This window comes from Paenarthrobacter sp. MSM-2-10-13, assembly GCF_011605365.1.
In the GTDB taxonomy this organism is placed as follows: domain Bacteria; phylum Actinomycetota; class Actinomycetes; order Actinomycetales; family Micrococcaceae; genus Arthrobacter.
On sequence record NZ_JAAOXO010000007.1, the window covers coordinates 85,228 to 110,572 of the forward strand.

The 25,345-nt window shown below is 62.7% G+C and carries 24 protein-coding genes and 2 riboswitches; of the genes, 11 read left to right on the forward strand and 13 right to left on the reverse strand.

Annotated features, from left to right (window positions below):
* Positions 1–9: 9 nt before the first annotated feature.
* Both HAV21_RS14400 and HAV21_RS14405 read right to left on the reverse strand, forming a co-directional pair.
* Positions 10–270: a DUF4235 domain-containing protein gene (locus tag HAV21_RS14400; protein ID WP_142937748.1), complete on the reverse strand. Its 261-nt coding sequence runs from the start codon at positions 268–270 to the stop codon at positions 10–12.
* Between the two features lie 35 nt (positions 271–305).
* Entirely contained in the window at positions 306–983 is a 678-nt protein-coding gene (locus HAV21_RS14405; RefSeq protein ID WP_166842186.1) for an NUDIX domain-containing protein, read from the reverse strand.
* 230 nt (positions 984–1,213) lie between these two features.
* A riboswitch (TPP riboswitch) is annotated at positions 1,214–1,350 on the forward strand.
* 75 nt (positions 1,351–1,425) lie between these two features.
* Between HAV21_RS14405 and HAV21_RS14410 the strand changes: the two genes are divergently transcribed.
* The 3 genes from HAV21_RS14410 to HAV21_RS14420 are packed head-to-tail and all read left to right on the forward strand — an operon-like array spanning position 1,426 to position 4,444.
* The gene (locus tag HAV21_RS14410) at positions 1,426–2,046 is read left to right on the forward strand and encodes an ECF transporter S component (RefSeq protein WP_166842187.1); all 621 of its coding nucleotides are present in this window, start codon (positions 1,426–1,428) and stop codon (positions 2,044–2,046) included.
* Positions 2,046–3,653, forward strand: coding sequence for an ABC transporter ATP-binding protein (locus HAV21_RS14415; RefSeq protein WP_166842188.1), 1,608 nt, complete (start codon positions 2,046–2,048; stop codon positions 3,651–3,653). Before HAV21_RS14410 ends, HAV21_RS14415 begins: the two co-directional genes overlap by 1 nt.
* A complete protein-coding gene (locus HAV21_RS14420) occupies positions 3,650–4,444 on the forward strand; it encodes an energy-coupling factor transporter transmembrane component T (RefSeq protein ID WP_166842189.1) in 795 nt (264 codons plus the stop codon). The genes HAV21_RS14415 and HAV21_RS14420 overlap by 4 nt, the downstream gene beginning before the upstream one ends.
* Positions 4,445–4,533: 89 nt before the next feature.
* Here the strand turns inward: HAV21_RS14420 and HAV21_RS14425 are convergent, their stop codons facing one another.
* Positions 4,534–5,133 carry a GNAT family N-acetyltransferase gene (locus HAV21_RS14425; protein WP_166842190.1) on the reverse strand — a complete coding sequence of 200 codons (600 nt, stop codon included), beginning with the start codon at positions 5,131–5,133 and terminating at the stop codon, positions 4,534–4,536.
* Between the two features lie 76 nt (positions 5,134–5,209).
* Entirely contained in the window at positions 5,210–7,330 is a 2,121-nt protein-coding gene (locus tag HAV21_RS14430; RefSeq protein WP_166842191.1) for a penicillin acylase family protein, read from the reverse strand.
* 101 nt (positions 7,331–7,431) lie between these two features.
* Between HAV21_RS14430 and HAV21_RS14435 the strand changes: the two genes are divergently transcribed.
* Positions 7,432–8,166: a siderophore-interacting protein gene (locus HAV21_RS14435; RefSeq protein WP_166842192.1), complete on the forward strand. Its 735-nt coding sequence runs from the start codon at positions 7,432–7,434 to the stop codon at positions 8,164–8,166.
* A 27-nt stretch (positions 8,167–8,193) separates the two neighbouring features.
* On the opposite strand, the gene HAV21_RS14440 is transcribed toward HAV21_RS14435, so the two are convergent.
* Both HAV21_RS14440 and HAV21_RS14445 read right to left on the reverse strand, forming a co-directional pair.
* The gene (locus tag HAV21_RS14440; RefSeq protein ID WP_166842193.1) at positions 8,194–8,673 is read right to left on the reverse strand and encodes a hypothetical protein; all 480 of its coding nucleotides are present in this window, start codon (positions 8,671–8,673) and stop codon (positions 8,194–8,196) included.
* Positions 8,670–9,653 (reverse strand): WXG100 family type VII secretion target, encoded by a 984-nt coding sequence (locus tag HAV21_RS14445; RefSeq protein WP_166842194.1) that lies wholly within the window; start codon positions 9,651–9,653, stop codon positions 8,670–8,672. Before HAV21_RS14445 ends, HAV21_RS14440 begins: the two co-directional genes overlap by 4 nt.
* Positions 9,654–9,865: 212 nt before the next feature.
* Between HAV21_RS14445 and HAV21_RS14450 the strand changes: the two genes are divergently transcribed.
* Positions 9,866–11,389, forward strand: a complete 1,524-nt coding sequence (locus tag HAV21_RS14450; protein ID WP_142937758.1) for a UDP-N-acetylglucosamine 1-carboxyvinyltransferase — start codon at positions 9,866–9,868, stop codon at positions 11,387–11,389.
* A gap of 214 nt (positions 11,390–11,603) precedes the next feature.
* On the opposite strand, the gene HAV21_RS14455 is transcribed toward HAV21_RS14450, so the two are convergent.
* The 5 genes from HAV21_RS14455 to HAV21_RS14475 all read right to left on the reverse strand — a co-directional run bounded on the left by HAV21_RS14455 (position 11,604) and on the right by HAV21_RS14475 (position 16,035).
* Entirely contained in the window at positions 11,604–12,230 is a 627-nt protein-coding gene (locus HAV21_RS14455; RefSeq protein WP_166842195.1) for a hypothetical protein, read from the reverse strand.
* 10 nt (positions 12,231–12,240) lie between these two features.
* Complete coding sequence (locus tag HAV21_RS14460) at positions 12,241–13,449, reverse strand: O-succinylhomoserine sulfhydrylase (RefSeq protein WP_142937760.1); 1,209 nt, start codon at positions 13,447–13,449, stop codon at positions 12,241–12,243.
* Entirely contained in the window at positions 13,450–13,860 is a 411-nt protein-coding gene (locus HAV21_RS14465) for a rhodanese-like domain-containing protein (RefSeq protein ID WP_142937761.1), read from the reverse strand. It lies immediately after the preceding gene.
* Positions 13,857–14,123: a DUF1737 domain-containing protein gene (locus tag HAV21_RS14470; RefSeq protein WP_166842196.1), complete on the reverse strand. Its 267-nt coding sequence runs from the start codon at positions 14,121–14,123 to the stop codon at positions 13,857–13,859. Before HAV21_RS14470 ends, HAV21_RS14465 begins: the two co-directional genes overlap by 4 nt.
* A 13-nt stretch (positions 14,124–14,136) precedes the next feature.
* Positions 14,137–14,248: riboswitch (SAM riboswitch) on the reverse strand.
* An 86-nt stretch (positions 14,249–14,334) separates the two neighbouring features.
* The gene (locus HAV21_RS14475; RefSeq protein WP_166842197.1) at positions 14,335–16,035 is read right to left on the reverse strand and encodes a SulP family inorganic anion transporter; all 1,701 of its coding nucleotides are present in this window, start codon (positions 16,033–16,035) and stop codon (positions 14,335–14,337) included.
* A gap of 153 nt (positions 16,036–16,188) precedes the next feature.
* Here HAV21_RS14475 and HAV21_RS14480 point away from each other — a divergent pair, with 153 nt between their 5' ends.
* From HAV21_RS14480 to HAV21_RS14500, 5 genes are all read left to right on the forward strand, one after another.
* Positions 16,189–17,517: an NtaA/DmoA family FMN-dependent monooxygenase gene (locus tag HAV21_RS14480; protein ID WP_166842198.1), complete on the forward strand. Its 1,329-nt coding sequence runs from the start codon at positions 16,189–16,191 to the stop codon at positions 17,515–17,517.
* Complete coding sequence (locus HAV21_RS14485; RefSeq protein WP_166842199.1) at positions 17,517–19,082, forward strand: aromatic amino acid ammonia-lyase; 1,566 nt, start codon at positions 17,517–17,519, stop codon at positions 19,080–19,082. The genes HAV21_RS14480 and HAV21_RS14485 overlap by 1 nt, the downstream gene beginning before the upstream one ends.
* A complete protein-coding gene (locus HAV21_RS14490) occupies positions 19,076–20,158 on the forward strand; it encodes a cysteine synthase family protein (protein WP_166842281.1) in 1,083 nt (360 codons plus the stop codon). The genes HAV21_RS14485 and HAV21_RS14490 overlap by 7 nt, the downstream gene beginning before the upstream one ends.
* Before the next feature lie 156 nt (positions 20,159–20,314).
* A complete protein-coding gene (locus HAV21_RS14495) occupies positions 20,315–20,458 on the forward strand; it encodes a hypothetical protein (RefSeq protein WP_165450169.1) in 144 nt (47 codons plus the stop codon).
* Between the two features lie 9 nt (positions 20,459–20,467).
* On the forward strand, positions 20,468–20,950 hold the full coding sequence (locus HAV21_RS14500; RefSeq protein WP_166842200.1) for a carboxymuconolactone decarboxylase family protein: 483 nt from the start codon (positions 20,468–20,470) through the stop codon (positions 20,948–20,950).
* Between the two features lie 115 nt (positions 20,951–21,065).
* Here HAV21_RS14500 and HAV21_RS14505 read toward each other — a convergent pair whose 3' ends face one another.
* Together HAV21_RS14505 and HAV21_RS14510 are read right to left on the reverse strand one after the other, a co-directional pair.
* Positions 21,066–22,532 carry an amino acid permease gene (locus HAV21_RS14505; protein ID WP_166842201.1) on the reverse strand — a complete coding sequence of 489 codons (1,467 nt, stop codon included), beginning with the start codon at positions 22,530–22,532 and terminating at the stop codon, positions 21,066–21,068.
* A gap of 255 nt (positions 22,533–22,787) precedes the next feature.
* The gene (locus HAV21_RS14510; protein ID WP_166842202.1) at positions 22,788–23,729 is read right to left on the reverse strand and encodes an aminodeoxychorismate lyase; all 942 of its coding nucleotides are present in this window, start codon (positions 23,727–23,729) and stop codon (positions 22,788–22,790) included.
* A gap of 98 nt (positions 23,730–23,827) precedes the next feature.
* Here HAV21_RS14510 and cls point away from each other — a divergent pair, with 98 nt between their 5' ends.
* Positions 23,828–25,300, forward strand: a complete 1,473-nt coding sequence (gene cls, locus HAV21_RS14515) for a cardiolipin synthase (RefSeq protein ID WP_142937775.1) — start codon at positions 23,828–23,830, stop codon at positions 25,298–25,300.
* Positions 25,301–25,345: the final 45 nt, after the last annotated feature.

Sequence of the window (25,345 nt, forward strand, 5' to 3'; positions counted from 1 at the left end):
TTTGGATGCCTAGACGATGTCGTGGCTCTTGGCGAAGCGCGCGATGGCCCGCTGGGTGCCCCGGCTCGCCAGGACCTGGATGAGCGTGCTGACAAAGGCGGAGATCAAAGCGAAGGTCAAGGCCGAGCGCAGGCTGGTTTCTGCGTCGTCATGACCCAGGGGCGGCTTGTTGCCTGTCGCTTTTTCCCACCCTTTGTTGACGAGTTTGGTGCCCACAAAGCCTGCCCCGAGGCTCACTCCGGCACCGATCAGCTTAAAGAAGAGGTTCATGTCCCCAGCCTAGCTGGCTACACCCATCGCACGCGTTAGCGACGGTTTTCCCGCTCCTTAAGGAACGCTGCCATGGAGCCCACCGGCGCCAGCACCGGGACGACGCTGTGCTCGGCCGTCCAAACCTGGTCAACTGTTCCGAACCCGGCAAGTTCCTTGAGGAGGTAATAGGTTGGCGGCATCAACTTCAAAGTGCCGGCCGCTTCCGCTGCAAGAATCTCCGCCACAGGCATCCACAATGATTGCCAAGCCTCGGTTGTTTGGTGTTGGGGCGTAGCACCAGCTGTTGGCTTGGCAATGTAGAAGAAGGTGTCGAAGCGCTTGGGCATGTCTGTGGGCGTAATCCAGTTGGCCCACGGGCGGAGGTGTGCGGCTTCGATGGTGAGCCCGGCCTCCTCCTGAACCTCGCGGATGGCCGCAGTTAGTATTGTCCCGGCATTTCTCACGGCTTCGGCAGGATTCGCGCCCACGGAGCTCTGGTTCCACTCGGACGCGTGGCGTTGAAGCAATTCCGCCGGGTAGTCCCACCCGGACCCGTCCGCGGAGTCCACACGTCCTCCCGGGAAGACCACCATTCCGGCGGCGAAGTCCATGGTGCTGACCCTGTGTTGGACGAAGGCTTCGAGCCCGGAAGGGGCATCTCGGAGCAGGATGACGCTTGCAGCCAGACGTGGTTGGGGCACAGCGCTATGGGTGGTGGGAAGGTCCGTCATGAAGTGTGCCCCTTTGCCGCGGTGAAGTCTGCTGGTTCATTCTCTCAGGTCCCGTTGTGTGGCCCGGTGTGCAGGGAATGGTGTGGGTTTAGGGTGCAGAGTGGGCCTCGCAACGCGCACGGGGTTCAGCACTGGGCTCTACCGCGGCTGATTGTGACTGAATGCCGGCCAACGGACCAGCGCCCGCCACGGGCTCAGGTGTAAACTGAACCAGCCCATCAGGGCAGATTTGATAACGACAGGGGAGCGCCGCCGTCGGACTCTGCAGAGATGCAGGAGACGCGAGGGCGCTGAGAGTGCGGATAGCCGCAGACCCTCGAACCTGATCCGGTTAGTACCGGCGCAAGGGAGTCGAGCTTCTCAGAGTGTCCGGATCCGGGCGGCGCAGGCCAGCTGGATGACGGGTAGCACTTTCCCCTCCTGTAACCTCAGGAGGCAGAAAATGACCACGGTAAGCGTGAAGAAGACCAGTTATAACTGGCGTGTTGTAGACATTGTTGTGGCGGCTTTGATCGCCATTGCCGGCGGCGTGATTTTCTGGGCATGGTCCCAGGGCGCCGCACTGGTCTCCATCCCCATGAATGCGACGTATCCGCCGCTCACCGGTCTGATCGCCGGCGGCTGGATGATCCCTGCGGTCCTGGGCATGCTCATTATCCGCAAGCCGGGTGCAGCGCTGTTCTGCGAAGCTGTTGCCGCCACGGGCGAGCTCATCATGGGTTCGCAGTACGGCACCACTGTACTCATCTCCGGCATCCTGCAGGGCCTCGGCGCCGAGCTCATCTTCGCGGCCTTCCGGTACAAGAAGTTCAACCTGCCCACTGCTCTCCTTGCGGGCGCCGGCGCGGGCCTGTTCTGCGGCTTGAACGACTCCTTCCTGCCCTGGGGCTGGAACATCGCTTACGAGGCCATCGACAAGCTGGCCTACATCACCTTCACCACGATCTCCGGGGCGATCATCGCGGGCGCACTCTCGTGGATTGCGACGCGCGGGCTGGCCAAGACCGGGGTGCTGAGCTCCTTTGCCTCGCGCAAGGCCGCTTCGGAGCCAGTCTTCAACTGATGTCCGCCACACTTAGCGGCGCGGTGCAGCCTGCTGCCATCTCCGCCGAGGGCTGGGGGTGGCGGCATGCAGGCCGGGCCCAAGCTGCCATTGAGGGCCTGGACCTTCGGATTGAACCGGGGGAGCGCGTGCTGCTGCTGGGTCCTTCGGGTGCGGGCAAGTCCACGCTCCTGCATGCCCTTGCCGGGGTTCTGGGGGACGAGGAAGACGACTCGGATGAGACCGGCTCCCTGCTGATTGACGGCGTCGCGCCCCGCGAGCAGCGTGGCCGGGCCGGGCTGATGCAGCAGGACCCTGAGACACAGGTGGTCCTCTCGCGCGTGGGTGACGACGTCGCCTTCGGCGCGGAGAACCTCGCCGTCCCAAGGGACGAGATCTGGGAACGCGTCCATGAAGCGCTCGACGACGTCGGCTTGCGTACCGCGGCAGGCGGCGGTTTGGCGTTGGATCACCCGACGGCGGCACTCTCCGGAGGCCAGAAGCAGCGCCTGGCGCTGGCCGGCATTTTGGCGATGCGACCCGGCCTGATCCTGCTGGACGAACCAACAGCAAACCTGGACCCGGCAGGCGTTCTGGAGGTCCGGGATGCGGTAGGGCGGTGCCTGGACAAGACCGGCGCCACCCTTGTTGTGGTGGAACACCGAGTGTCCGTGTGGAAGGACCTGGTGGACCGGATTGTGGTCCTGCAGCCAGGGTCAACAAAGGCGGCGGGCTCGGGCGGCTTGGGAGCGGGCCGGGCGACGGGTGGCGTCCTCCTGGACGGGCCACCGGACCAGGTACTTTCTGAAGCCCGCACCAGGCTGATGTCAGCCGGCGTCTGGGTGCCGGGATATGTTCCGGCGACCCGGGAACGGCGGAATGATCCCCATGCCGAACCCCACACCGCGCAGCTCCTCCTCGCGGCGCAGGACCTCGCAGTTTCGCGGGAAAAGCCCCGACGCAAGAGGTTCAAGACCATCCCACCCGTGCCGGTTCAAACGGGCATCAGTGCACAGGTCAGGGCAGGCCAAGCGCTGACCATCACGGGTCCGAACGGTGCCGGCAAATCCACTTTCGCGCTCACGTTGGCCGGCCTTCTTGCGCCGGTGGACGGCAAGGTCAGTGCCGCCGTCGACCTTTCCCAGGGTGCCGGTATTGACCCGTACAAGTGGAAAGCCGAGCAGTTGATCTCCCGCATTGGGACGGTTTTCCAGGAACCTGAGCACCAGTTCGTCACAGGCAACGTCCTGGATGAGCTCATGTTTGGTCCAAAGCATCTTGGCCACGGCGAGGAACGCGTGGATGAACTGCTGGAGCGGTTGCGGTTGACGCACTTGGTGGATGCCAACCCGTACACGTTGTCCGGCGGGGAGAAGCGGCGGCTCTCGGTGGCCACGGTGCTCGCGGCCCATCCGAAAGTGCTTGTCCTGGACGAGCCCACGTTCGGTCAGGACGCCAACACCTGGGCAGAACTGGCATCGTTCCTTTCCGAGCTGCTGGACGCCGGAACCGCGGTGGTCTCCGTGACCCACGACCAAGAATTCAGTGCTGTGCTCGGCGGAACGGAATTGCGGCTCGGCCCGGTCCAACAGGGTGAAGCCACACGTCAGGAAGCGGGTGCAGCATGAGGGACGCCTTGAACCTGCGCGGGAACCATGCCCTCCTGACCAAAGCCAACCCGTTGGCCAAGTTCGTATCCGTTTTCCTGATTTCCTTGGTGCTGGCCCTGTCCATCGACTGGGTCTCGGCCTCCACAGCACTGGTTGCGGAACTGGCGCTCTTTCCACTGGCCGGACTCACTCTCAGGCTTCTGTGGCAGCGGGCCTGGCCCCTGATCATCGCGGCAGCGATCGGCGGCTGGAGCACCGCGATTGTGGCGGCGGACAGCGGAGCTGTGCTGCTCGACGTCGGACTCTGGTCCATCAGTGAAGGTTCCCTGGAGCTGGGGCTGGGTTTCATGCTGCGCGGTTTGGCGATTGCGTTGCCGGCCATTCTCCTGATGACCTGCACCGATCCCACCGACTTGGCTGATGCCTTGGCGCAGAAAGCAAAGCTGCCACACCGCTTTGTCCTGGGGTCCCTCGCGGCGATGAGGCTGGTGGGGCTCATGGCCGAGGAATGGCAGACCATTGGCATGGCCCGCCGCGCCCGTGGGGTGGGTTCACAAGGCAGCCCGTTCCAACGCCTGAAAGCAACCCTCGGCCAGAGCTTCGGGCTCCTGGTCCAAGCTGTTCGCAGGGCTTCCCGGCTGGCTGTGACCATGGAAGCGCGCGGTTTCGGCGGGGGCCGGCGGACGTGGGCGCGCGAATCTACGTACTCGCTGTTGGATGCGTGGGTGGTCCTTGGCGGACTGGTGATCGCCGCCGGTGCGGTGCTGACGGCCGTTGGAGCGGGAACTTGGAGTTTCGTCTGGCGTTAGCGCTGGAGGCGTTGGTGAGCTGGGCACCAAGCGTGCCGCCGGTAGCGTTGGGGGCCGCCGGCGGCACTTTTTGTCCTCTCTACGCGGGCTCAGAGAGCCTGCTGCTCCTGGATTTCATCGAAGCCTGCGCGGGTCAGGAACCCCAACTGGGCTTCCTTCTCAGCGAGCTGAATGATGGGACCCAACTCAAAGCACGTCGCTTCCAGGCGGCGGAGGGCCTTGGCGTTGCGGGAGTCCGGTTCCACCACAATCCGGTCCTTGCCCGGCAGGGAGAACATGTACTTGATCAAGGACGTGCCCAGCTTCGGAGTGAAATGCGGGATAGGCCGTGTGGCGGGGGCCAGAAGCAGGTGCATGCCGATGTCCGCCTCGCGGGCGGGGTATGCCTCACCCACGGGATCGTGCAGGGGCTCGTAGGTCTGGAAGAGGGCCAGTGGCTCCCCGTCAAGGAGGGCCAGGAAGGCGTGGTGGGTCTCCAAGGAGTCCAGGAACTCGTAGATCCCTTGGACTTCGTCCCTGGAGTTTTCCGTCATGCCCCAGAACTTGGCGCGGGGTTGGGTGACCCATTCGAAGATGAAGTGGATGTCCTCGGCAGGAACCAGCGGGACAAGCCGCAATGCGCCCCACCCCTCGAGGTCTTCAGCGTAAACGGTGGTGCGGACAGAGAAGTCCTGGGTGGTGGTGGTCATGGCTTCCTTCGGGGCTGATGCGTTCTGATGCGGATGCTGGCGGATGTGGGGTCACGAGAGGGACGGAACGGGCTGGTCAGGGATGATCTTTGGCCAACGAAGGCCAGTCAGTGACCACTGGGGCGAGTTGACCCGCGGTCCAGAGCGGCAGCTGATCGGCGAAGTGCCGGTGACCTGGCGAGCCGGAAGCACCGAAAGGCACAATCCAACGGCTGTTACGCCGATCAGCCAGGTCCCAGACGTAGCGGGCCACGGGTCCACGGAAGCTTCGGTCTTCGACACCGGGCAGGCTGTCGGTGCACAGGACGCACCCGGTGTCTCCGCTGAGCTCTGAGGTGGGCGCCGATGACGCGAGCGGTCCGGGGAGGACATGGACGGCCAGAAGTTTGTGCCGGTCACCCCATGCAGCGCCGTTGAGCATGGACTCCTCCAAGGCAACGTCTTCAAGTGCGGCGGCGGCTTCCACTCCAACGTTAATGCCGAGTTCGGACCCATGCGCCAGGAGGGTCTCCAAGGCGAATCCAATGCGGGATGCCACGGATAACCAAGGCCTGAACAATGCTGAGTAACCAGTGGGCTCACTCAGGGGAGCCAACGCGGAATGCCGTGCCAGTCGCTGGACGATAGCTCCGCGCCACGCTGCAAAGACCGCAGCTTGGTGGCTGCCGGCATCCATCAGTCCATCCCACGTCAACAACAGCGCACGCAGTTCCTTGGCCTCCCTGGACAGGTCCTGGGTGTCAAGGCCGGAGAGCGTTGACCGGAACAACGGCCACGGACCCAGCAGAGTGTCCGTGTGGATGGCCTGCATGGCGTCCACGGATAACGGACCGGCGGTCGACTCCAGCAACTGCCGGATGCGGAGGGCCCGATGCGCGGGCGCGAACTCCATGGCCACGACGTCACCGCCGCCAGCTTCGCGGTCGTTCGCGCTGACGGTAAACCTCTGGACCTCGGTGCGGGGCAGGACCACGTACTGTCCCTCCCACTCGTGACGGGCCGAGAGGGCCGGGACGGGCAAGCGCCGGTTGGCCGGATTCCGTTGCGGAACCAACCCGGCGACGAAATGCCGTACGGACCCGGAAACGTCGGCGGCCACTACGCTGTTGACGGGCTCCACCCACGCATCGAAGGCGGCTTCCACGTCGGAAACGCTCCGGCTCCGCAGCAGCGGCAGGAGGGCCTCGAAACCCAACCGCCCCTCGACCCTGGCCGGGAAACGCAAACTCAGTGCGCCGCCGTCGGGCGTTTCAGAGATGACCGGGCCGCGCGCGGTTTCAATAATTTCAACGGCCACTCCCTCACCGTCGCGGACGGTGATGGTTTCGGAACTCACGACGACGGGCTCCCAGCCTTCCGCTCCGCGCGCCTCGATGCGATCACCGGATCTGTCGCTGATCCGGCGCAATTCCTCCACGAAGAGGTCCTGGTAATCGGCCATGGCGTTGGTGATCGCCCAGGCGGTGTTGCCGGTGTGGGCGAAATGGGGGAGGCCGGGAACTCCGGGGAACGCGAATCCGATCGCGTCGAACTCGGGGCAGGCCAGCCGTACCTGTTGGTAGACGCCGGGGAGTTCCATGAGGCGGTGGGGGTCGCCGGCTATCAGCGGCAGGCCGCTGGCCGTCGTCGAGCCGTGGGCCGCCCACGCGTTACTGCCTGACCAGACGGGTGCCTCGATGCTGAACAGGCTGACGGCGTGGTCGCCGAGTGTCCTCGCGACGTGTGCCCGGAACAGCTTGTTGGGGAAGGTGGAGAAGAGGATGTGGTGCACCAGGAAGACGCCCAGCGGGGTCCATGGATTCCACGGCTCGGGTTCGCTGCCGGACTCGTCAAACTCGGCTCCGCCCCTTTGGCCTTCCGCCAGTGCACTATTGACACCCGCCACGTACTGCCCGCACCAGCGTTGAGTGACGGCGTCGAGGTTTTCAAAGCAGCGGCGCGCGGTGTCATCCAGCCGCGCCTGCCGGGCAAAACGGTCCCAGAGCACCGCGTCTGAGCCCAATACTTCGGCTGTGCGGCCTTCCGAACGCCACCGTTCCAGCTCGATCTGCCAGGAGCGGTCCGTGGCCGCATTCTGACCTTGCAGAAAGGCGAGTTCATCGGCTGAATCAGCCCACAAATGGGGGATTCCCCACCGATCCCGGTACGTTCCGGGGCCGCCTGCCGGGGCGGGTTGCTGCGTTGGGGCAGGCGTCATAATCTTAGGCCGCTTTCGAACTTAGGTTAGGCTTACTTAAGCTCAAGATAAATGGCTTTGGCCCCGTTCACAAATCGTGGACATTCGTGAAGGAGTGTTGCTTGAAGCGCAATTGGGAAGGTGTCGTCCTCAAAGTCATGGGCGCCAAGGACTTCACCCTGGAAGTCACGGGGAGCGAAGAAATCACCCCGGACTTCCTCCGTGTGCACGTGCGGGACGGCGGACTCCTGGAGCGCAGCGGCCTGCATCCCACCATGTGGATCCGGCTCTGGTTCAACGACTCCGGCAAGGCCCACCAGCGCGCCTACACCTTGGTCAACGCCTCCCCTGCGGACGGTACGTTCAGCATGGACTTCGCGATGCATCACGGCGTTGCTGCGGATTGGGCGCGCTCAGTGCAGCCCGGCGACACCATTGATGCCACCGTCCAAGGCAGCTCCTTCACGTTCCCGCAGCCCGCCCCGCGGCGGACGTGGATTGTGGGAGATCCCGCTTCCATCCCGGCCATTAATTCACTGCTGGATGAGCGGCAGCGTGTTGCTGCAGGCGCAGCTCCCGTGACGGCGTGGCTTGAATACCAACACGACGCCGACCCCTCGCTTGAGGTGCGTACCGTCGATTCCGACGTCGTCACCTGGGTTCCGCGCAAACGTGACGGTGCCGCTCTGGTGGAGGAAGTCTGCGCTGCGCTCACGGCAGACGCTGTTTCCGTGGGAGACGACTTTTTTTGGATCGCCTGCGAAGCATCAAGTACGCGGGCAATCGTCAAGCACCTGAGGAAAGAACTCGGAGTGGACAAGCACCGGATTGATGCGTTGGGGTACTGGCGGGCCTAACGATTGACGGGTTCCTCGCGGTGGGCGTTACTCGCGCCAGGTGAGGTAGCCCTTCTGCCCCTCCGACGGAGTGAGGACCACATCGCGGCCGTACTTCTTCCTGGCGTCAGCCCCTGAGAAGGCGTCCGGGACGATGCGGACCGCTTTGGTGACTTTGCCGTCCTTCAAGAAAACGAAGAGTGCCGGTGACGCGGTGTAGCGGCTCTCCTTGGTGAGCGGTTCCCCAAAGGCTTCCTCGATGTCCTTGGCCGGGGTTCCAGACGTGACAAAACCTGCTTGGTCCCAGTCGAAATCCGTGGCATCGGACAGCTTGAGCGCCGTGCCGTTCGTGGCGGACTCCAGGACCTGATTGTTGAGGTGGTCGTTCGTTTCGGGCATGACGGATCCTCCGAGGGAACAGGCGGCCAAGGCGCAGGCCAGAACTAAGGTGAGCAGGCTGGTCATGGTGACGCGGGGCACCGCAGTCTTGGTGCGGCGTCGTGCGTTTGGGGTGGCAGGACGACTCACGAAGTAGTCCTGGACTCGTCGTTGAACTCAGGATCTTCACCAGGGGCTGGCTCGGCGTTGCCGGCGTCGCCCGTCTGGTCGGCGGGGATCTGGTTGGACGGGTGCGGCAACAGGTCTGGTCCCACCACCACAGTGTCTCCGTTATTGACGGCTTCCTCGATCAAGTCTGCAAGCTCCTCAGCACTGGCATCCGGATTGGCAATGGCCACATTGCGACCAACCTCATTGTTGTACAGATCCATTGCTTCGCGTGGAGCCGGGTTTCCGGGGAGTTGCTCGTGGGCGGTGGCGTAGTCCTCAGCCCAGTCAGCGCCAAACTCCTTGACCATGAGGGCGTTCCAATAGGCGTGTCGGAAAGCGTCATTCTGGTCATCATTGCGGTCTTCGCTGGGGAAGCGCTCATCGGCAACGCTGAAGGCGTCGTCGTGAATGCCCTTGAAAGCGTTCAGCTCAAAGGGTCCCAGGCCATTCAGAAGTTCCGCTTCCTTCTCGGTTACCACTCTTTGGTCCGTCACGAACCGCAACGGATCCCAGTCGCCGGGCCAGTTAGTGGTCTCCGCGTCACTGACCTGGTACTGGTCCAGGATCTCCTGGGGCGTGGGATTGGAGGTCTTTGTTGTGGCGTCCTTCGCCGGTTTGGCGGAGTCGCTCCCGGTCCCGGTCCCGCTTCCGCCGGAGCCGCCGCCTGGGCCGCTGTTGCCTGCGCTGGCGCCCTCAGTGGAGGCACCCGACTGCTGGTCCGCGTTGGTGAGCACAGACTTGGACGCTTCTTCTATCCCACGCGAGGTCCTTTCAAGCAGCGGCCGTAAGTGGCCCTGCCACTCGGAGGCGAAGCGTTTGGCATCCTGTCCCTGCCAATAGCCGCCCTGCGCGATCAGGGAATCGAGTTCCCGGGCGCGGGTGGCCAGCAGCGAGGCCCCGCTGGCAAGGGTTTTCGATAGTGCTTTGAGCTGATCGACGTCGGCGCCGTAGAAAGGCATATTTCCCCCTGAGCTTTCCTGTACATCCTTCGCCAACTCCCGTTGGGGCACAATGGGGAGCTCTGCCCTTGAAGGAACTGAGGGAAAGCGTTCACCCAAGGCGAGTCTCCGACGTCGTGCCCTATATCGCACAGGGCGGGTATGGTGTGATGTTTACCGCTGAATTGGCATGTTGCACTGAACTTCTAGCTCACTTGTGATATTTATTGGTTATGACGCAACCTACCGCCGAACATGTAGGCCTCCTGCTCCGCGACGCCCGTGGCGAAAAAGGCTGGACGCAGGGGCAGCTGGCTACTGAATTGGGAACCAGCCAGAGCGCAATCGCCCGGATGGAACAGGGCAAACAAAACCTCAGCCTCCGCATGATTGAACGCCTCGAAGCCATTTTTGGGCGGTCCATCGTCAAAGTGGCCAAGCCGCAGATGACCCACCTCCGCGTGGAGGGCGGCCGGACCCTCTCCGGTGAAGTGGACGTCAACAGCAGCAAAAACGCCGGCGTAGCCCTCTTGTGCGCGAGTCTCATTAACCGCGGCACCACCACGCTGCGACGGCTCGCCCGGATCGAGGAAGTCAACAGGATCGTTGAGGTGCTGACCTCCATCGGCATGGAATGTACATGGCTCAACGGCAGCGATCTCCGCATCCGGCGCCCCGAGGTACTGGATCTCGAGTCCATGGATGTTGACGCCGCCCGGCGTACCCGCAGCGTCATCATGCTGCTGGGTCCCCTCCTGGACGAAACCAGCGAATATCTTCTTCCCTACGCCGGTGGCTGTGACCTCGGAACCCGCACGGTGGAACCTCACATGCAGGCGCTTCGCCAGTTCGGCCTCGAAGTGGAGGCGAAGTCCGGTTTCTACTCCGTGACCGCTCCTCCCGCCGACGATCTCGATCGCTCCTTCGTCCTGACCGAACGCGGCGACACCGTCACGGAGAATGCCATCATGGCGGCCGCCCACCGTGAAGGCACCACCATCATCCGCAACGCCAGCCCTAACTACATGGTGCAGGACCTTTGCTTCTACTTGCAGGGCCTCGGTGTGGAAATTGACGGCGTGGGGACCACAACGCTGAAGATCACCGGGCGTTCCGCCATTGATGTGGACATTGAGTACTTCCCGTCCGAAGACCCGATTGAGGCCATGAGCCTGATCACCGCAGGCATCGTGACCAACTCAGAGGTCACCATCCGCAGGGTGCCCATCGAGTTCATGGAAATTGAGCTTGCCACCCTGGAACAGATGGGCCAGAACCTCGAGGTATCCGGGGAATACATGGCACGCAACGGACGCACCAGGCTGGTGGACGTCACCACCAAGCCGTCGGAGCTTCACGCCCCACAGGACAAGATCCACCCCATGCCGTTCCCCGGCCTGAATATCGACAACCTGCCGTTCTTCGCAGTGATCGCAGGCAACGCCGAGGGCCAGACCATGATCCACGACTGGGTGTACGAGAACCGAGCCATCTACCTGACGGAACTCAACAAATTGGGCGCACAGGTGCAGTTGCTGGATCCGCACCGAATCTACGTCAACGGACCCACCAAATGGCGTGCCGCGGAAATCGGCTGCCCGCCGGCCCTCCGCCCGGCCGCTTGCCTGCTCCTTGCCATGTTGGCAGCCAGGGGCACCTCCGAACTTCGCAACATCTACGTGATTGAGCGCGGCTATGAGGACCTTGCAGAGCGACTGAACACCATTGGCGCGAAAATCGAGTACTTCCAGGACTGACGCTGGCGCTGCTTGGACAGCCGGCGGCACCCGTTAGTGCTTTTGGCGCTCCCGTTTCCGCCGTTTGCGCCAGATACCTCTGGTGCGGATGGCGGGAACTGGTGCGGAACGGACCGGGAGCCGGCCTCAGCCCTGTCCCCACTCGGCCTCCTGACGCGGAATGCGGGGTACTGCCCCCGCGCGCATCAGGAACGACCTCGCATGCTGACCCGGGTCAGGAGGCCTTTGCGTCCTGTTCTTCCCACGTCATCAGGTAGGCGCCGACGAGTCCCTCCACCAGATAGAAGCAGAACGGCGGGATGTCCTTTTTGACTGCCAGGATGGCGCCGTAAACGGGTGCGCTGGCCGCAGCCGTGATACCAATCCAGCGGCTTGCGGGTAAGGAAAGAAGGCTCCCGCCGAGCGCGGCCAACGCCACAACATGCAGCCCGGAGTACGCCAGGAACGGCGCGTTGGATCCCCTGCGGTAGGCGAACCCTTCAAGGTCGGATGCTCGCCGGGCGAGGCTTGAGACGAAGAACGGGGCGCCCGCGAGTAAGGCGGCGGCTGCACCGAAAGCCCACTTCCTCGCCCTCCGATGCGATGCGTTTCCTTGAACGGCATCTTGGTCCTGAACAGCGCGGGCAAAGGCGGCGATTCCCACAGGCACTGCAACTGTTCCCACGGCGGTAAGGTGCTGACCCACGATCCAGCCGCGCTGTCCGGCTGTGAGCATGCGCAGCCGCTCGGCGTTGTTGGGGGTGATGTAAACGCGTGAGACTGGAGAGATTCCTACGAACCACACCACCGTGCCGGCAACGATGACCGCTCCGGCACGGCGATAGGGATGGTTCTCGCTCATGGCAGCAAGGTTAGACCTGTTTGAGGGCCTTCTCCAGATCCAGGATGAGGTCGTTTACATCTTCAAGCCCTACGGACAGGCGGACAACACCATCCGAAAGCCCGATCGCCGCCCGCCCCTCCGGTCCCATGGCCCGGTGGGTGGTGGTGGCAGGGTGGGTGATGAGGGATTTGGAGTCGCCCAGGTTGTTGGAGATGTCAATGACGGAGAGACCGTCGAGCAAGGCGAAGGCAGCCTCTTTGGCTGATCGTCCGGCCGAAGGAGATAGCTCAAAGGTCAGGACGGTGCCGCCCGCCTTCATCTGCTTCGCCGCAAGTTCGTACTGCGGGTGAGACTTTAACAGCGGGTACTTAACCCAGCTGATGGCGGGTTGCTGCTCGAGCCACTCTGCGATCTTCAACGCGGATGCCGAGCTGTGGTTTACACGCAGTCCGATGGTCTCCAAGCCCTTGGTTAGCACCCAGGCGTTGAACGCGGATAGTGAAGGGCCGGTGTGCCGCATGAGTTGCTTGACCGGGCCGTCGATGAATTCTTTGGTGCCCAGGATCGCGCCGCCAAGGACGCGTCCCTGGCCGTCGATGTGCTTGGTGCCGGAGTAAACAATGACGTCCGCTCCCAGCTCACCGCAGCGTTGTAGCAGGGGCGTGGCAAAGACGTTGTCCACCACCACGGTGGCCCCGGCAGCATGCGCCAGTTCGCTGACCGCAGCGATGTCCACGATCTCCTGCATGGGGTTGGACGGAGATTCGAAGAAGACCGCGGTAGTGGGCTCGGAGAGGGCTTCGCGCCACTGCTCCAAGTCCGGGCCGTCTACGAAGACCGTGTGAACGCCCCACCGTGGCAGGATCTCATTGAGGATCACAAAGCAGGAACCGAACAGGGAACGGGCGGCAACCACGCGGTCACCGGCAGCCAGCAGGGCACCCAAGGCAGTGAAGACCGCGGACATACCTGACGCAGTCGCAAAGCAGGCTTCGGTTCCTTCGAGCAGGCGCAGCCGCTCCTGGAACGTTGCAACGGAAGGGTTGCCGTAGCGGGAGTATACGAAACGTTCGTCCTCACCGGTGAAGGCGCGCTCGGCGGCAGCAGCGGATTCGTAGACGAAACCGGAGTTCAGAAAAACGGGCTCGGACGTTTCCTGGAAGTTGGTACGGTCAAGGCCACCGCGAACAGCCTGGGTATCAGGGCTCCAACCGGCGGCATCGGGATTAAAAGTCACTTACTCAGTCCCCAGATTCGTCGGCAGGCCACGGTTCTTCCAACCGTTGACGGTGCGCTCACCATAGCGGTCCGGTTCACCTTCAAAGCCCTCCAAGACGTTGTAGGCAGTGAAACCGGCTTGCGTGGCGGCGATGGCTGCGGAGATGGAGCGCTGACCGGAGCGGCACAGGAACACCAACTCAACGCCGTGGTCCTCGGGTGCCTGCTGACGCAAGTCCTCGATGAAGCGGGAGTTGGGGATGCCGCCGGCGAGGTTCCACTGGATGAAAAGGGGATCGTTTTCCGTGGCTTTGGTGTCGGGGATACCGATGTGGGCCCACTCGCCCTCGGTGCGGACGTCCACCAGGATGGCACCTTCTTCGAGTTTGGCCCACGCATCCTGCGGGGTCAGGTCACCTGCGTAGCTCATGCGTGTCCCTCGAATGCTGCTTCGTCGTCGTCGCTCTCAAGCTGGTCAACGGCACTGGCAACGGCGGCATCGGCATTGGCGATCGCGGCGGGCAGCACCACTGCTTGGGCAACAATGACGTCCGTGCCGTTGAACGTGGCAGCCGGGCTGCCATGGAGCACATAGCCCTCGGCGAGGGCGGTGTGGATCCGCTCGCAGAAATCACGGGTGTCCGGGCCAGTAATCAGGCGATAGGAAAGTTTTTCTTCAGTGGGTTCAGGCATAGCTGGTGCTCCTCAGTCACGCTTGCAGTTCGAGTTGTCGATACGCCGAGTAGTCACCTGAGGCACCCCGCCGGAGAGAGGGTTGCCGACCAGCAAGTCAGGGCTTCGCGCTGGTACTCATTACTCAAGAAAAACGTAACATCCACGGGCCTTGGGCTGCACTTGCGGGCTGGTGTCCGGCCGTCATGTTGCGTAATCGGCGGTGCTTCCCTTATGCGTTTTTCAGTGCGCGCACGGCTGCGCCCACAGTGGGGAAGAAGTGCTCGGGCGTAAAACGGGCTGCAGTGCCCAAGCGGAGTAGTTTGTCTTTGACAGGCCCCTTCAGTTCGGCGAACACTAAATCCACGCCTTTGCGGGCCAGCCATTCGTCCAATGTGACCAGGTCATCCAGCGCCGTAGTGTCGATCCCGGTGATGGGCTCCGCGGCGAGGATGACATGGGTAACCGGGTCCGCGGTCTCCTCCGGGGCTTCGTCCAGTTGCTCCCGGACAAAGGCAGTCAGGACCTGCCCATTACCGAAGAACAGGGGCGCATCAAAGCGGAGGATGAGGAGTCCGGGGATGCGCTCACCTTCGGGGTGCCGCTCCAGATCGTGATAGCCAGGGAGCCCTTCTTCGGCGCCGAGTTCTGTCCGGTACGGATCCCAGGCCCGCCGAACAAAGTCCAGAAGTGCCAAGGCTATGGCTACGACGATTCCCTGCAGTACCCCAACGGTGAGAACGCCCAGGAACGCAGCCAGCATGACCACGGATTCGCTTCGGCTCAGGCTGAAGAGCCGCCTAACACCGGCGGGGTCGGCCAAGGCAATTGCCGCAGCGATGACGACGGCCGCCAGGGTGGCCGAAGGCAGGTACCCGGTCACTCCGGGAGCCAGCAGCATGAAAGCCAGAACCAGCCCCGCACCAACCACCCCGGTCATCTGGGATTTGGCACCAGCATCCACGGCCACCGGGGTCCTGGATGCACTGCCGGAGATGGGGAATCCGCCCAACAACCCTGTGGCTGCGTTGGCTGCCCCCAACGCCGCCATCTCCCGGTTGCCCGAGACTCTCTTTCCTTCCTTCGCTGCCAATGTCTGGGACAGGACGCCAGTGTCCGCGAAAGCCATGAGGGCAATACCGGCCGCAGCGGGAAGCAGCATCAGAGCGTCAGCCCAGCCAATGCCGCCGAGCGCGGGCATCGGCAGCCCCTGCGGCAAAACCCCGGTGACCTTGACGTCGTCGTTCAGGCCCCAAACAGCCGTTGCAATGCAGGAGCCGACCACCGCCAGCAGGACGCCAGGTACCTTCCACTTCAGCAGCCGCGGGATCCAAATGAGGGCCAGGGAACCGACGCCTAGCAGCAGCGCGGTGACATTGACCCCGCCGCCCAGCAACCCGGTGGTGACCTTCGCGAGCTTTTGCCAGATGTCGCCGTCGGCCTCTATCCCCAGGAACGCCGGAAGCTGCGATAACGCCACCAGCAAGGCGATTCCGTTCAGGTATCCGAGCCTAATGGGTTTGGACAGCAGCCCGGTGATGGCACCGAGATTCAGTGCGGAGCCCGCGAGCATGATCACCCCGATCAACACAGCCAACAGCCCGGCGAGTGCCACCGATCTCTCACTACTGCCGGCCGCAAGCGGAACAATAGCTGCGGCAATCATGGGGGCAAGGGATGAATCGGGTCCCAGGACCAAAATGCGCGAAGGCCCCACCACGGCGTAAACCAGCAACGGAATCACCGTGGCGTAGAGCCCTGTGACGGGTGGCAAACCGGCCGCCTGCGCGTAGGCCATGCCCGCAGGCACCAGCAGGGCAAAGAGCGCAGCACCCGCCACGGCGTCGTGCCGCAGCCATTCACGTTTGTACCCCTTGAGTGCCCAGACGCCCCAAAGGCGGTCCTTGGCGGAAGTGCGGGTGGCTGAACTCATACAGCGATCATTCCGGACGCATGGTGTTTGCGGAACAAGGCGAACGCCGTATGTGGAAATCCATACCGTCATGGGCGGGGCCCAAATGTGACGTCCCGGGAGCATAATTGACCCAGTACGACCCCCTGTAACTTCGCATGAAATCAGGTCGCGGTGAACGGACAAAGCAGTTCTACACTCAAGCCCATGCTGCACTTTGGATGGTTCGTGGGCCACGGTTTCGGTGTCCAGGGTTGGGGGACTCCCGGCTATGGCCTGGGCTACGACTGGAAGAAGCCCGCCCTCTATCAGGAGGCCGTCCGTGCGTTTGAGCGATCCGGCTTGGACCTGTTCATCATTGAAGATTCCCTCACCGTTCCGGACACCTATGGGGGTACGGCCGAGGTTTCCTTGGCCCACGCCTCGTTTGCACCTAAGCACGATCCCCTTGCCTTGGTCCCGTACCTTCTCTCCGTCACGGAGCACCTAGGAATCGTGCCCACGGTCAGCGCTTCCTTCTACCCGCCCTTCACCGCCGCCAGGCTCCTGGCCACGCTGCAACACTTTTCAGAAGGACAGCTCGGCTGGAACGTCGTCACCTCCGGCAGCGACCTCGCCGCACAGAACTATGGGCTGGACCAGCAGATTGAACACGATCTCCGCTATGAGAAAGCGGAGGAGTTCGTGGACGTCGTCAGGCGCCTTTGGCGGAGTTGGGAACCTGGGGCCGTGCTTGAGGATGTTGAAGCCGGGGTGTTCGCGGACCATAACAAAGTGCACCCCATCAACCACCAAGGAGACTTTTTCAAGGTCAGAGGCCCGTTGAACACGGCGCCCCTGCCTGAGGAACCTGTGTTGGTTCAGGCTGGTGCCTCGCCCCGGGGCAAGGCATTCGCAGGCGGCCATGCCGACGTCGCCATTGCCCTCGCTCGTGGGGTTGACGGGATGAAGTCCTACCGTGACTCGATCCGCGCGGAAGCTGCGAAGGCCGGCCGAAATCCCGACGACGTCAAGGTACTTTTCGTCCTGAAGCCCACCGTTGTTGGTTCTACAGCCGAGGCACAGGAGCTGCGGGCGCAGCGGCGTGAACTCACCCAGAGAGACATCGACAGCCAGCTCAACTCGATCTCCTACCTCTCCGTCATCGACTTCAAGCAGTTCGACCTCGACGCTCCGTTGCCCGAGCTGAGCACCAACAGTAACCAAGGCACACTGGAACACTTCGCCAAGGCTGCCCCTCCAGGTTCCACCCTTCGCCAGATCCTCCAGGCACGCAGCGGCGGAGCAGGCGACTCGATCATCGGCACGGTTGGCGAAATCGCTGACTACCTGGAGGAAACAGGCTCCGCCGTGGAGGGCGATGGGTTCCTGTTCTCCGGCTTCGTGGACCCGGTAACAGTGCACAGCGTGCTGGACAAGCTGACGCCGGAACTGAGGCGTCGCGGGCTGTTGAGGAAGAGTTACGGCAACGGCGGGTTTCGGCAAAACCTCCTGGACTTCTAATGGTGCCGGGGAAGCCGCAGACACTGGTGATCGGATCGTCTCCGGTGCTAGTTGCGGACGTGGCCCGGGCGGCGGCAGACCCGAGGTTCCATGTGAAACTCAACCAAGATGCGTTGTCTTTGCTCGGCCGCTCGCGGGAAATCGTGGAGTATACCGCCGCCTCCGGCGAACGGGTCTACGGACTGAATACCTTGCTCGGTTCCGGCCGGGATACCGCTGTGGAGGAGAAGTCGCTCCTTTCGTACCAGATCCAGGTGGTCAGGTATCACAACAGCGGGGTTGGCTCATATCTGGACCGCGCTGCATCCAGATCCGTGATCCTGGCCCGGCTCATCGGTTTCAGCAGAGGCGGTTCCGGCGTACGCCCTGGAACCGCCGAGTTCTATGCCGAAATGCTCAACCGCGGGGTCTTTCCCGCCATCCCGCGTGAGGGCTCGGTGGGTTCATCGGACCTGACCCAGCTTGCCGCCGTCGCCGCCGTTGCCATCGGAGAAGGTGAAGCGTTCAACGCGGACGGCGCACTGGTCCCCGGCGCCAAAGCGCTTGCCGACGCCGGTCTCCAACCCCTTGTCCTCGCCCCGGGGGAGGCCCTCGCCTTGGTAAGTGCCAACGCGTATTCGGTGGGTGTTGGAACCCTCGCATTGCTGCGGCTGCAGCAGCTGGCCGAGCTGGCCGACGTCGCGCTTTCCCTCTCGCTGGAGACGATCGCAAGGTACGACGGCGGCGGGAACCTCAGCCCCTTTTCGCCGGCGATCCAGGCGGCCAAGGCGGTGGACGGGCAGCGGGACTCTGCTGCTGCTGTGCGTCGCCTGCTGAGCGGTGGGTGGCTGGAGGATGTTCGGCCGGAGGTGTCGGTGCAGGACGCGTTGTCGTTCCGGGCCGCACCGCAGACGCACGGAGCCTTTCGAACCCTCGCGGCGCAGCTCGATGCTGCCCTGGACGTGGAGCTGAACGGCCGTGGCGATAATCCGCTGGTCGATGTCGAATCCGGGCGCATGATCTCCGGCGGAAACTTCCAGCCGATGCAGCTGGCCCTCGCCTTCGAGGGTTTGCGGCTGGCCTTGGCGCACGTAGGGATTTCCTGTGAGCGGCGCATCGCAAAGTTGTATCCGCCGCAACGGGCCATCAGGGCGCGCCATTTGCAGGCTGCAGCATCCGGGGAAGGCCTGGCCCAAGAGGAACTTCCCGGGTTGCTCTGGTACTCGGCGGCGGGACTGCTGGCCGAGCTCAAGGCCCTGGCCGCTCCGGCGACGCTCGGCGCACCAACCCTCTCGGCCGACGTCGAAGACCATTCAACGCTTGCCCCGCTCGCGTTGCAGCAACTGGAAAAATCGTTGGACGCAGCGGAGAAGCTCTTGGTGATCGAAGCGCTGACGGCGTCGTACCTGCTGCTCGAAGCGGGAGCCGCGCAACCGCTCGGGAAGGGGACCGGCGCCGTCGTGGGTCGCTTGGCTGACGTACTGGCCCGCCGGCCATCGGCGCCCGACTTGGTGGAACTGGCGCGGACCGAGCTGCGGGACCTCGTTGACCAGGAACTTTCTGAGGAAGGGGAGAAGACCTGGTGAGTACAGAGATTCGCAAACATGGTGTTCACGCCGCTTCCGGGCCTCCTGACGGCTTGGATGCTTCGGTCTTGGAGAGGGTCGGAAACACGCCGTTGGTGAGATTGGAGTCGCTGGGCCGCGGCCTGGGCAGCACCATCCACATCAAGCTCGAGTCCGAAAACCCTGGCGGCTCCATCAAGGACCGGACCGCGCTGAGCATGGTTAGGGCGGCCGAGAAATCCGGGGAACTGCAGCCCGGCGCCACAATTGTGGAGAGCACGTCCGGCAATACCGGGATCGGGCTGGCCCTCATAGGACACCTGACAGGCCACCCGGTGGTGGTGGTTACGGGCGACACGATTTCCGAGGAGAAGCTCGCCGCGCTGCACAACTATGGCGCCCGCGTGATCCTCACCGACTGGAACGCGCCGTCGGAGTCGCCTGAGAACGCACGCGCTGTAGCTGCGCGGATAACCGCTGAGACACCCGGCGCGTGGCGGCCCATGCAGTTTGATAACCCTGCCAATCCCGCCGCGCACTACCAAACCACCGGCCCGGAAATCTGGGAACAAACGGGTGGTTTGGTGACCCACCTTGTCGCAGGTATCGGAACCGGGGGGACCATCAGTGGGAACGGCAGGTTCTTGAAGGAACGCGTGGCAGCTTCGCGGCCGGGCGGGCACCTGGAGGTTGTTGGTGCCGATCCCTATGGCTCGGCCTACAGTGGTGGACATCCAGGCGAGATCCTGGTGGACGGGGTGGGCAACTCCTGGCCCGAGCCTGAATGGCCCAAAGCCTTCGATCGCTCCATCGTGGACCGTTTCCTGCGCATTCCCAACGACGAGGTCTACACCACCGTCCACCGGCTCCTTGACGAGGAAGGTCTTGCACTCGGTCCGTCGTCCGGGCTGGCTGTGGCTGCGGCCATTCGCGTGGCTCGCGCTGCGCCCCACGGTTCCGTTGTGGTGGCCATAGCGCCCGACGCCGGTACCAACTATATGAGCAAGGCCTTCAACCCGGTGTGGCTGGCCGAGCACGGCATCCGCCTTGCTGCGGACACCCCTGCAGCCCGGGACGCCCGCGACGCCCGCGAGTAGGATCCTCTCTCACGTCCCGCGGGTTTTGGGCGGTCACTCTCTCACGTCCCGCGGGTTTTGGGCGGATCCTTTCTCACGTCCCGCGGGTTTTCATGGGGGCTGCTAGCATCTGATACTTCGGTCCGGCACCCTGCCGCCGCAAAATTGGGGGTTTTCTTGTTTTCACTTGTTGGTATTCTCTACACCCTGCTGATGGTGGCTGTCGCGGCTCTGGTGATTTACGCCTTGGTGCTCGCTATCATCTTCTTGCGCCTGCGCATTCAGGAGCTGAAGCGTGGGCAGGAACCCCCGTTGCGCTAGGCTCCAAGCATGCCCGAACAGGAAACAAAACCACGTCTGGCCGGCTATCTGGATAAGCAGCAGCCGGATCTTTACGCGACACTGAGCCACTATTCCCAGCAGCTGGTAGATGAAGCCGACCGGCTTGGCATCCCGCGACGCACCCTTGAACTCATCAACTACTTGTGCTCGCAGATCAATGGCTGTGCCTTTTGCCTTGACCTTCACCACCGGAGGGCCCTGAAATTCGGGGAAACGGAACAACGGCTGTCCCTCGTTGCCGTGTACAAGGAAGTGCAGTTGTTTGAGCCGGCTGAGGCCGTGGCCATGGAGATTGCGGAGCAGATCACCCGCATGAGCTCATCAAGGCCCAGCCCTGAACTTTTCGAGCAAGCACGCCAGCACTATAGCGACGAGCAGATCAGCGTCCTGTGCATGGCGGCGATCGGGATCAATGCCTTCAACCGCCTTTCAATTTTGAGTGAGCACCCGGTCCGCGCGGCCAAGAAGTAAGTTCAACTGCTGGAGGGCGTGCGGCAGCCGTAGGCTCCTGACCCTGTTTGAGACGAGATCAGCCCCTGCGCAACCGGGAAAGGTTGTCCAGGGGCTGATCTGCATCCAAAGAAGGTCAGGAAGCCGCAGAGCCACTCGCTGCTTTTTTGAGCGAGCGCCGCCGCCCGTACTTGAAGTAGAAGATGGCGTAGCAGGCGCCCACGAACGGAACCCCAAAGAAGAGTGCCGCCACCTGGTTGGGGTCGAACGCGATGCCGATCAACGACACCAAACAGAGCGCGAATGCGAGGAGCGGAACCAGCGGAAACAGGGGAGCCTTGTAAGGGAGCGTTGAAAGGTCGCCACCGTTTTTGATGAACGTTCGGCGGTAGACGAAGTGTGAAGCGACAATGGACATCCACACACCAACGGTGGCGAAACCGGCTACGGAGACCAGTACCAAGTAAACTGTTTCAGCCGCCACTACGCTGCTGATCAGTGAAGCAAGGCCACCCAGCATGCTGACGCAGAGGGCCACCATGGGGATCCCGCGCTTGGTCAACTTCCGGAATGCCCTGGGTGCGTGGCCTTCATCGGCCAGCGAGAAGAGCATGCGGGCACAGGAGAAGAGCCCGCAGTTGCCGGCGGACAGCAGTGCCGTGATGATCACGAAGTTCATGATGTCCGCCGCATAGGGGATGCCCAGCATGGAGAAGACTGTGACGAACGGGCTCTCGTCCACGCTGACTTGTTCGTACGGGATGGTAGCTGCGATGACCACGATCGCTCCAACGAAGAAGATCATGAGTCTGATGACTGTGGTGCGCATTGCTTTGGGGATGTTCGCGCCCGGGTTGGCTGTCTCTCCTGCGGCGACACCGATCAATTCGGAACCCGAGAACGCGTAGAAAACCGCCAGGCAGGTGACGAAGACGCCGGTGAATCCGTTCGGGAACAACCCGTCAGGCGTGGTGAAGTTCTCGCCGAAGGAGGGAAACTCGCCGGGGGCCAAGGGGTGGAATCCCGCCAAGGCGGCCCCGCCCAGGATGATCAGGCCGACGACGGCGGCGACCTTGATGAGCGCGAACCAGAACTCTGATTCACCAAAGACGCGCGATGAAATGGCGTTCAGTGTGAACAGGACGGTGGCGAAGACGAAGCACCAAATCCAGACGTCGACGCCCGGAAACCACCGTTGCATGAGTAAGCCTGCCGCGGTGAACTCGGAACCTAGAGCCACTGCCCAGCAGAGCCAGTACAGCCAAGCGGTGGCAAAGCCAGTGGCCGGGCCGATGGTCCGGGCGGCATAAATGTGGAAGGCACCAGAGACGGGGAACGCAACAGCGAGCTCCCCGAGGCATGCCATCACCAAATAGACGACTACTGCGCCAATGAGGAAGGCGAGGACCGCACCCAAGGGGCCGGCGGTGGCGATGGTGTATCCGGAACTAACGAACAGGCCTGAGCCGATGACGCCGCCCATGGCGATCATGACCAGGTGCCGGGCCTCCATGGACCGGCGGAGTCCTGTTTGGGAGGCATCAGTCTGAGACTGCGCCTCGGTTGCCGATGCTTCGGCTTCTGTGGGGGAGCTGAGTCCCATATTCCCTCCGGGAAGTTTAGCCAGCAAAGTCAGAAGTAGTACCAGCCGGACGTGATCCAACTAACACGAGAACAAGATTCATCACATGACGAATGACCATTTCAAGGAGCCTAAGAAACGCGATTGAACGCGCGGACCACTCACAGTCGAGGGCAAGAAGTTCTAATCATTAAGTCATGCGAGCGATTACTCTACTTGCCATCTGCTAGGTTCCTAGCGGAGCTCCGTCAACGAAAACTCTCGACGTCCGGTGGCTTACTCGATGCCCGCAAACAACGCGTTGAGCTCGGCGGTCAGTTGCTTCCGAACAGCCGGTGTACCGATTTCCTTGCCGTTAATGTGATTCACGGGAGCAATCAAACGGATGCTCGAGATCAGCCACACGGCGTCGGCATCAAAAAGGTCCTGCGGGACCAGCGGCCCGTAGCCGAGCTCCCAGCCAGCTGATTTCGCCGCTGCGAACAGCGCCCCCTGCGAGGTGCCGGGCAGGATTCCACTGTCATGCTGCGGGGTGATGAGGCGACGGACAGTCCTGACGGACCCTTCGCCGTCGTCCACTGTTTCAAGGTGAGCCAGCAACACCGTGGAGGTGGGGCCTTCCAGGACGCGGCCGTCCGTGGACGTGAAAATTGCGTCATCTGCGCCTTGCTTATGCGCAAAACGAAGCGCAGCCATGTTGACCGCATAGGACAGCGTCTTGGCGCCCAGCAACAGCCACGGCGCGCGCTCGCCGGCTTCGGTGTCGAAGCCGCGGTCCAAAAGGACGACGTCGATGCCCGTCTCGCGCTGCCGCCGACTGCCCGCCGGTGAAGGGGAAGCCTGCACCCAGCATGTGGGGCTGGCTGCGCCTTCGACGCCTCGGGTCACGATCAGCTTGACGACTACTTCGTCTTCCTCCGGAGTGGGCGCCGGGTGGACCTCGCGGAACTCGCTGATGGCGGTATCAATCGCCTTGCGCCAGGCATCCTGCTCCGGAAGCACCAGGTCCAATGCAGCGGCCGAACCGCTCAAGCGGTTCAGGTGGGCCTGCACCTTACGGGGGCGTCCCTGGACGGCGAGGAGTGATTCGAACACGCCATCGCCGCGGGTGGCGCCAAGGTCCGTAGCCATGAGCTGGGGCTGGCTGGAGTCGGCAATGCGTCCGTTTTCGAAGGCCGGGTCCAGGAAAACAAGGACCGTCGGGGCAGAGGAAGTCATGGTCCCAGCTTAGTGCGGTGCCGTTGCGGATGACTTTGCGCAAGACTTTGCCGGATAGGCTGAGGTTACTGTTGTTCTTGGAGCGTGGGGGTTTGTAGGTGCTCTTTCCTTTTCCGTTTGGCCAGGAGTGGACCTGGCTATTGGGCGCGTGGGCTATTGCGGAAGTGGTCATGCGGATCGTCCTTCTGGGCATCATTCCCGGTAACAGGCGTCCCACCACGGCCATGGCCTGGCTTTTGGCGGTGTTCCTCATCCCCTCGGTGGGCTTCGTCCTCTTCCTCCTTTTCGGCAATTTCAAATTGTCCAAGCGCCGGCGTGAGCAGCAGGAAGAAGTTAACCGGCGTGTCCGGGCGGTGACGTCCGATCTTGCGGATCCGGTGAGCGTCTACTCGGGTCCGGAATGGGTGAAGTCGGCCGGTGAGCTGAACCATCGCCTGGGATCCCTGCCCATGGTTGATGGCAATAAGGTTGAACTGATCCCCGGCTACCATGAATCCATCGCAGCCATGGCTCAAGCGGTGAAGGGTGCCAAGACCTACATCAACGCCGAGTTCTACATCATGAGCAGCGACTCCGTGACGGACGAACTGCTCACTGAGCTGGAGAAAGCTGCTGAGCGGGGTGTCACCGTCAGGCTGCTCTTCGACCACATTGGAACGCTGCGGGTCAAGGGATACCGTCGCCTGATCCGCCGGCTCAAGGCAGGCAAGATCCAATGGAAGCGAATGCTTCCGCTGCTGCCTATCCATGGTCAGTGGAGGCGTCCGGACCTCAGGAACCACCGCAAGATCATGGTGATCGACGGCGAGATTGCTTTCACCGGCTCCCAGAATCTGATTGAACCGTCCTACAACAATCCCAAACACCACAAAGTGGGCCGTAAATGGGTTGAGCTCATGTCCCGGCTCGAGGGGCCAATCGTGGCAACCCTCAATGTAGTGTTCGCCACGGACTGGCTCAGCGAGACCGATGAGTCGCTTGAGGATCAGTTGCGCCTTCCAAGCCGGCCTTCTCCAGGGCACGTCACCGCCCAAGTAGTGCCGAGCGGTCCGGGGTTCGCCACTGAGAACAACCTTCGTTTGTTCAACACACTGATCTATTCGGCGCAGCACAGAATCTCCATTTGCAGCCCGTACTTCGTTCCTGATGACTCCTTGCTTTACGCCATCACCACCGCTGCGCAGCGGGGTGTGGATGTGGAGCTCTTTGTGTCTGAGAAGGGCGACCAGTTCCTGGTCCATCACGCCCAGCGCTCCTACTACGAAGCCTTGCTGGACGCCGGAGTACGGATCTACCTGTACCGGGCGCCGTATGTCCTCCATGCCAAGCACTTCACCATCGATGACGAAGTGGCCGTTCTCGGTTCCAGCAACATGGACATGCGCTCCTTCTCCCTGAACATGGAGGTTTCGGTGATGCTCTTGGGCGCCGAAACCGTGGACCTCATGCGGACGGTTGAATCCACGTATCGCGAGGTTTCCAAGGAGCTTACGTTGGACGACTGGATGGATAGACCCCCAATTGCCAAGTATGTGGATAACGTGGCCAGATTGACCGCCACGCTCCAGTAGTTTGTGTACAGCTAACGCCCTTTAGAGACGTTCTTGAGGGCATTA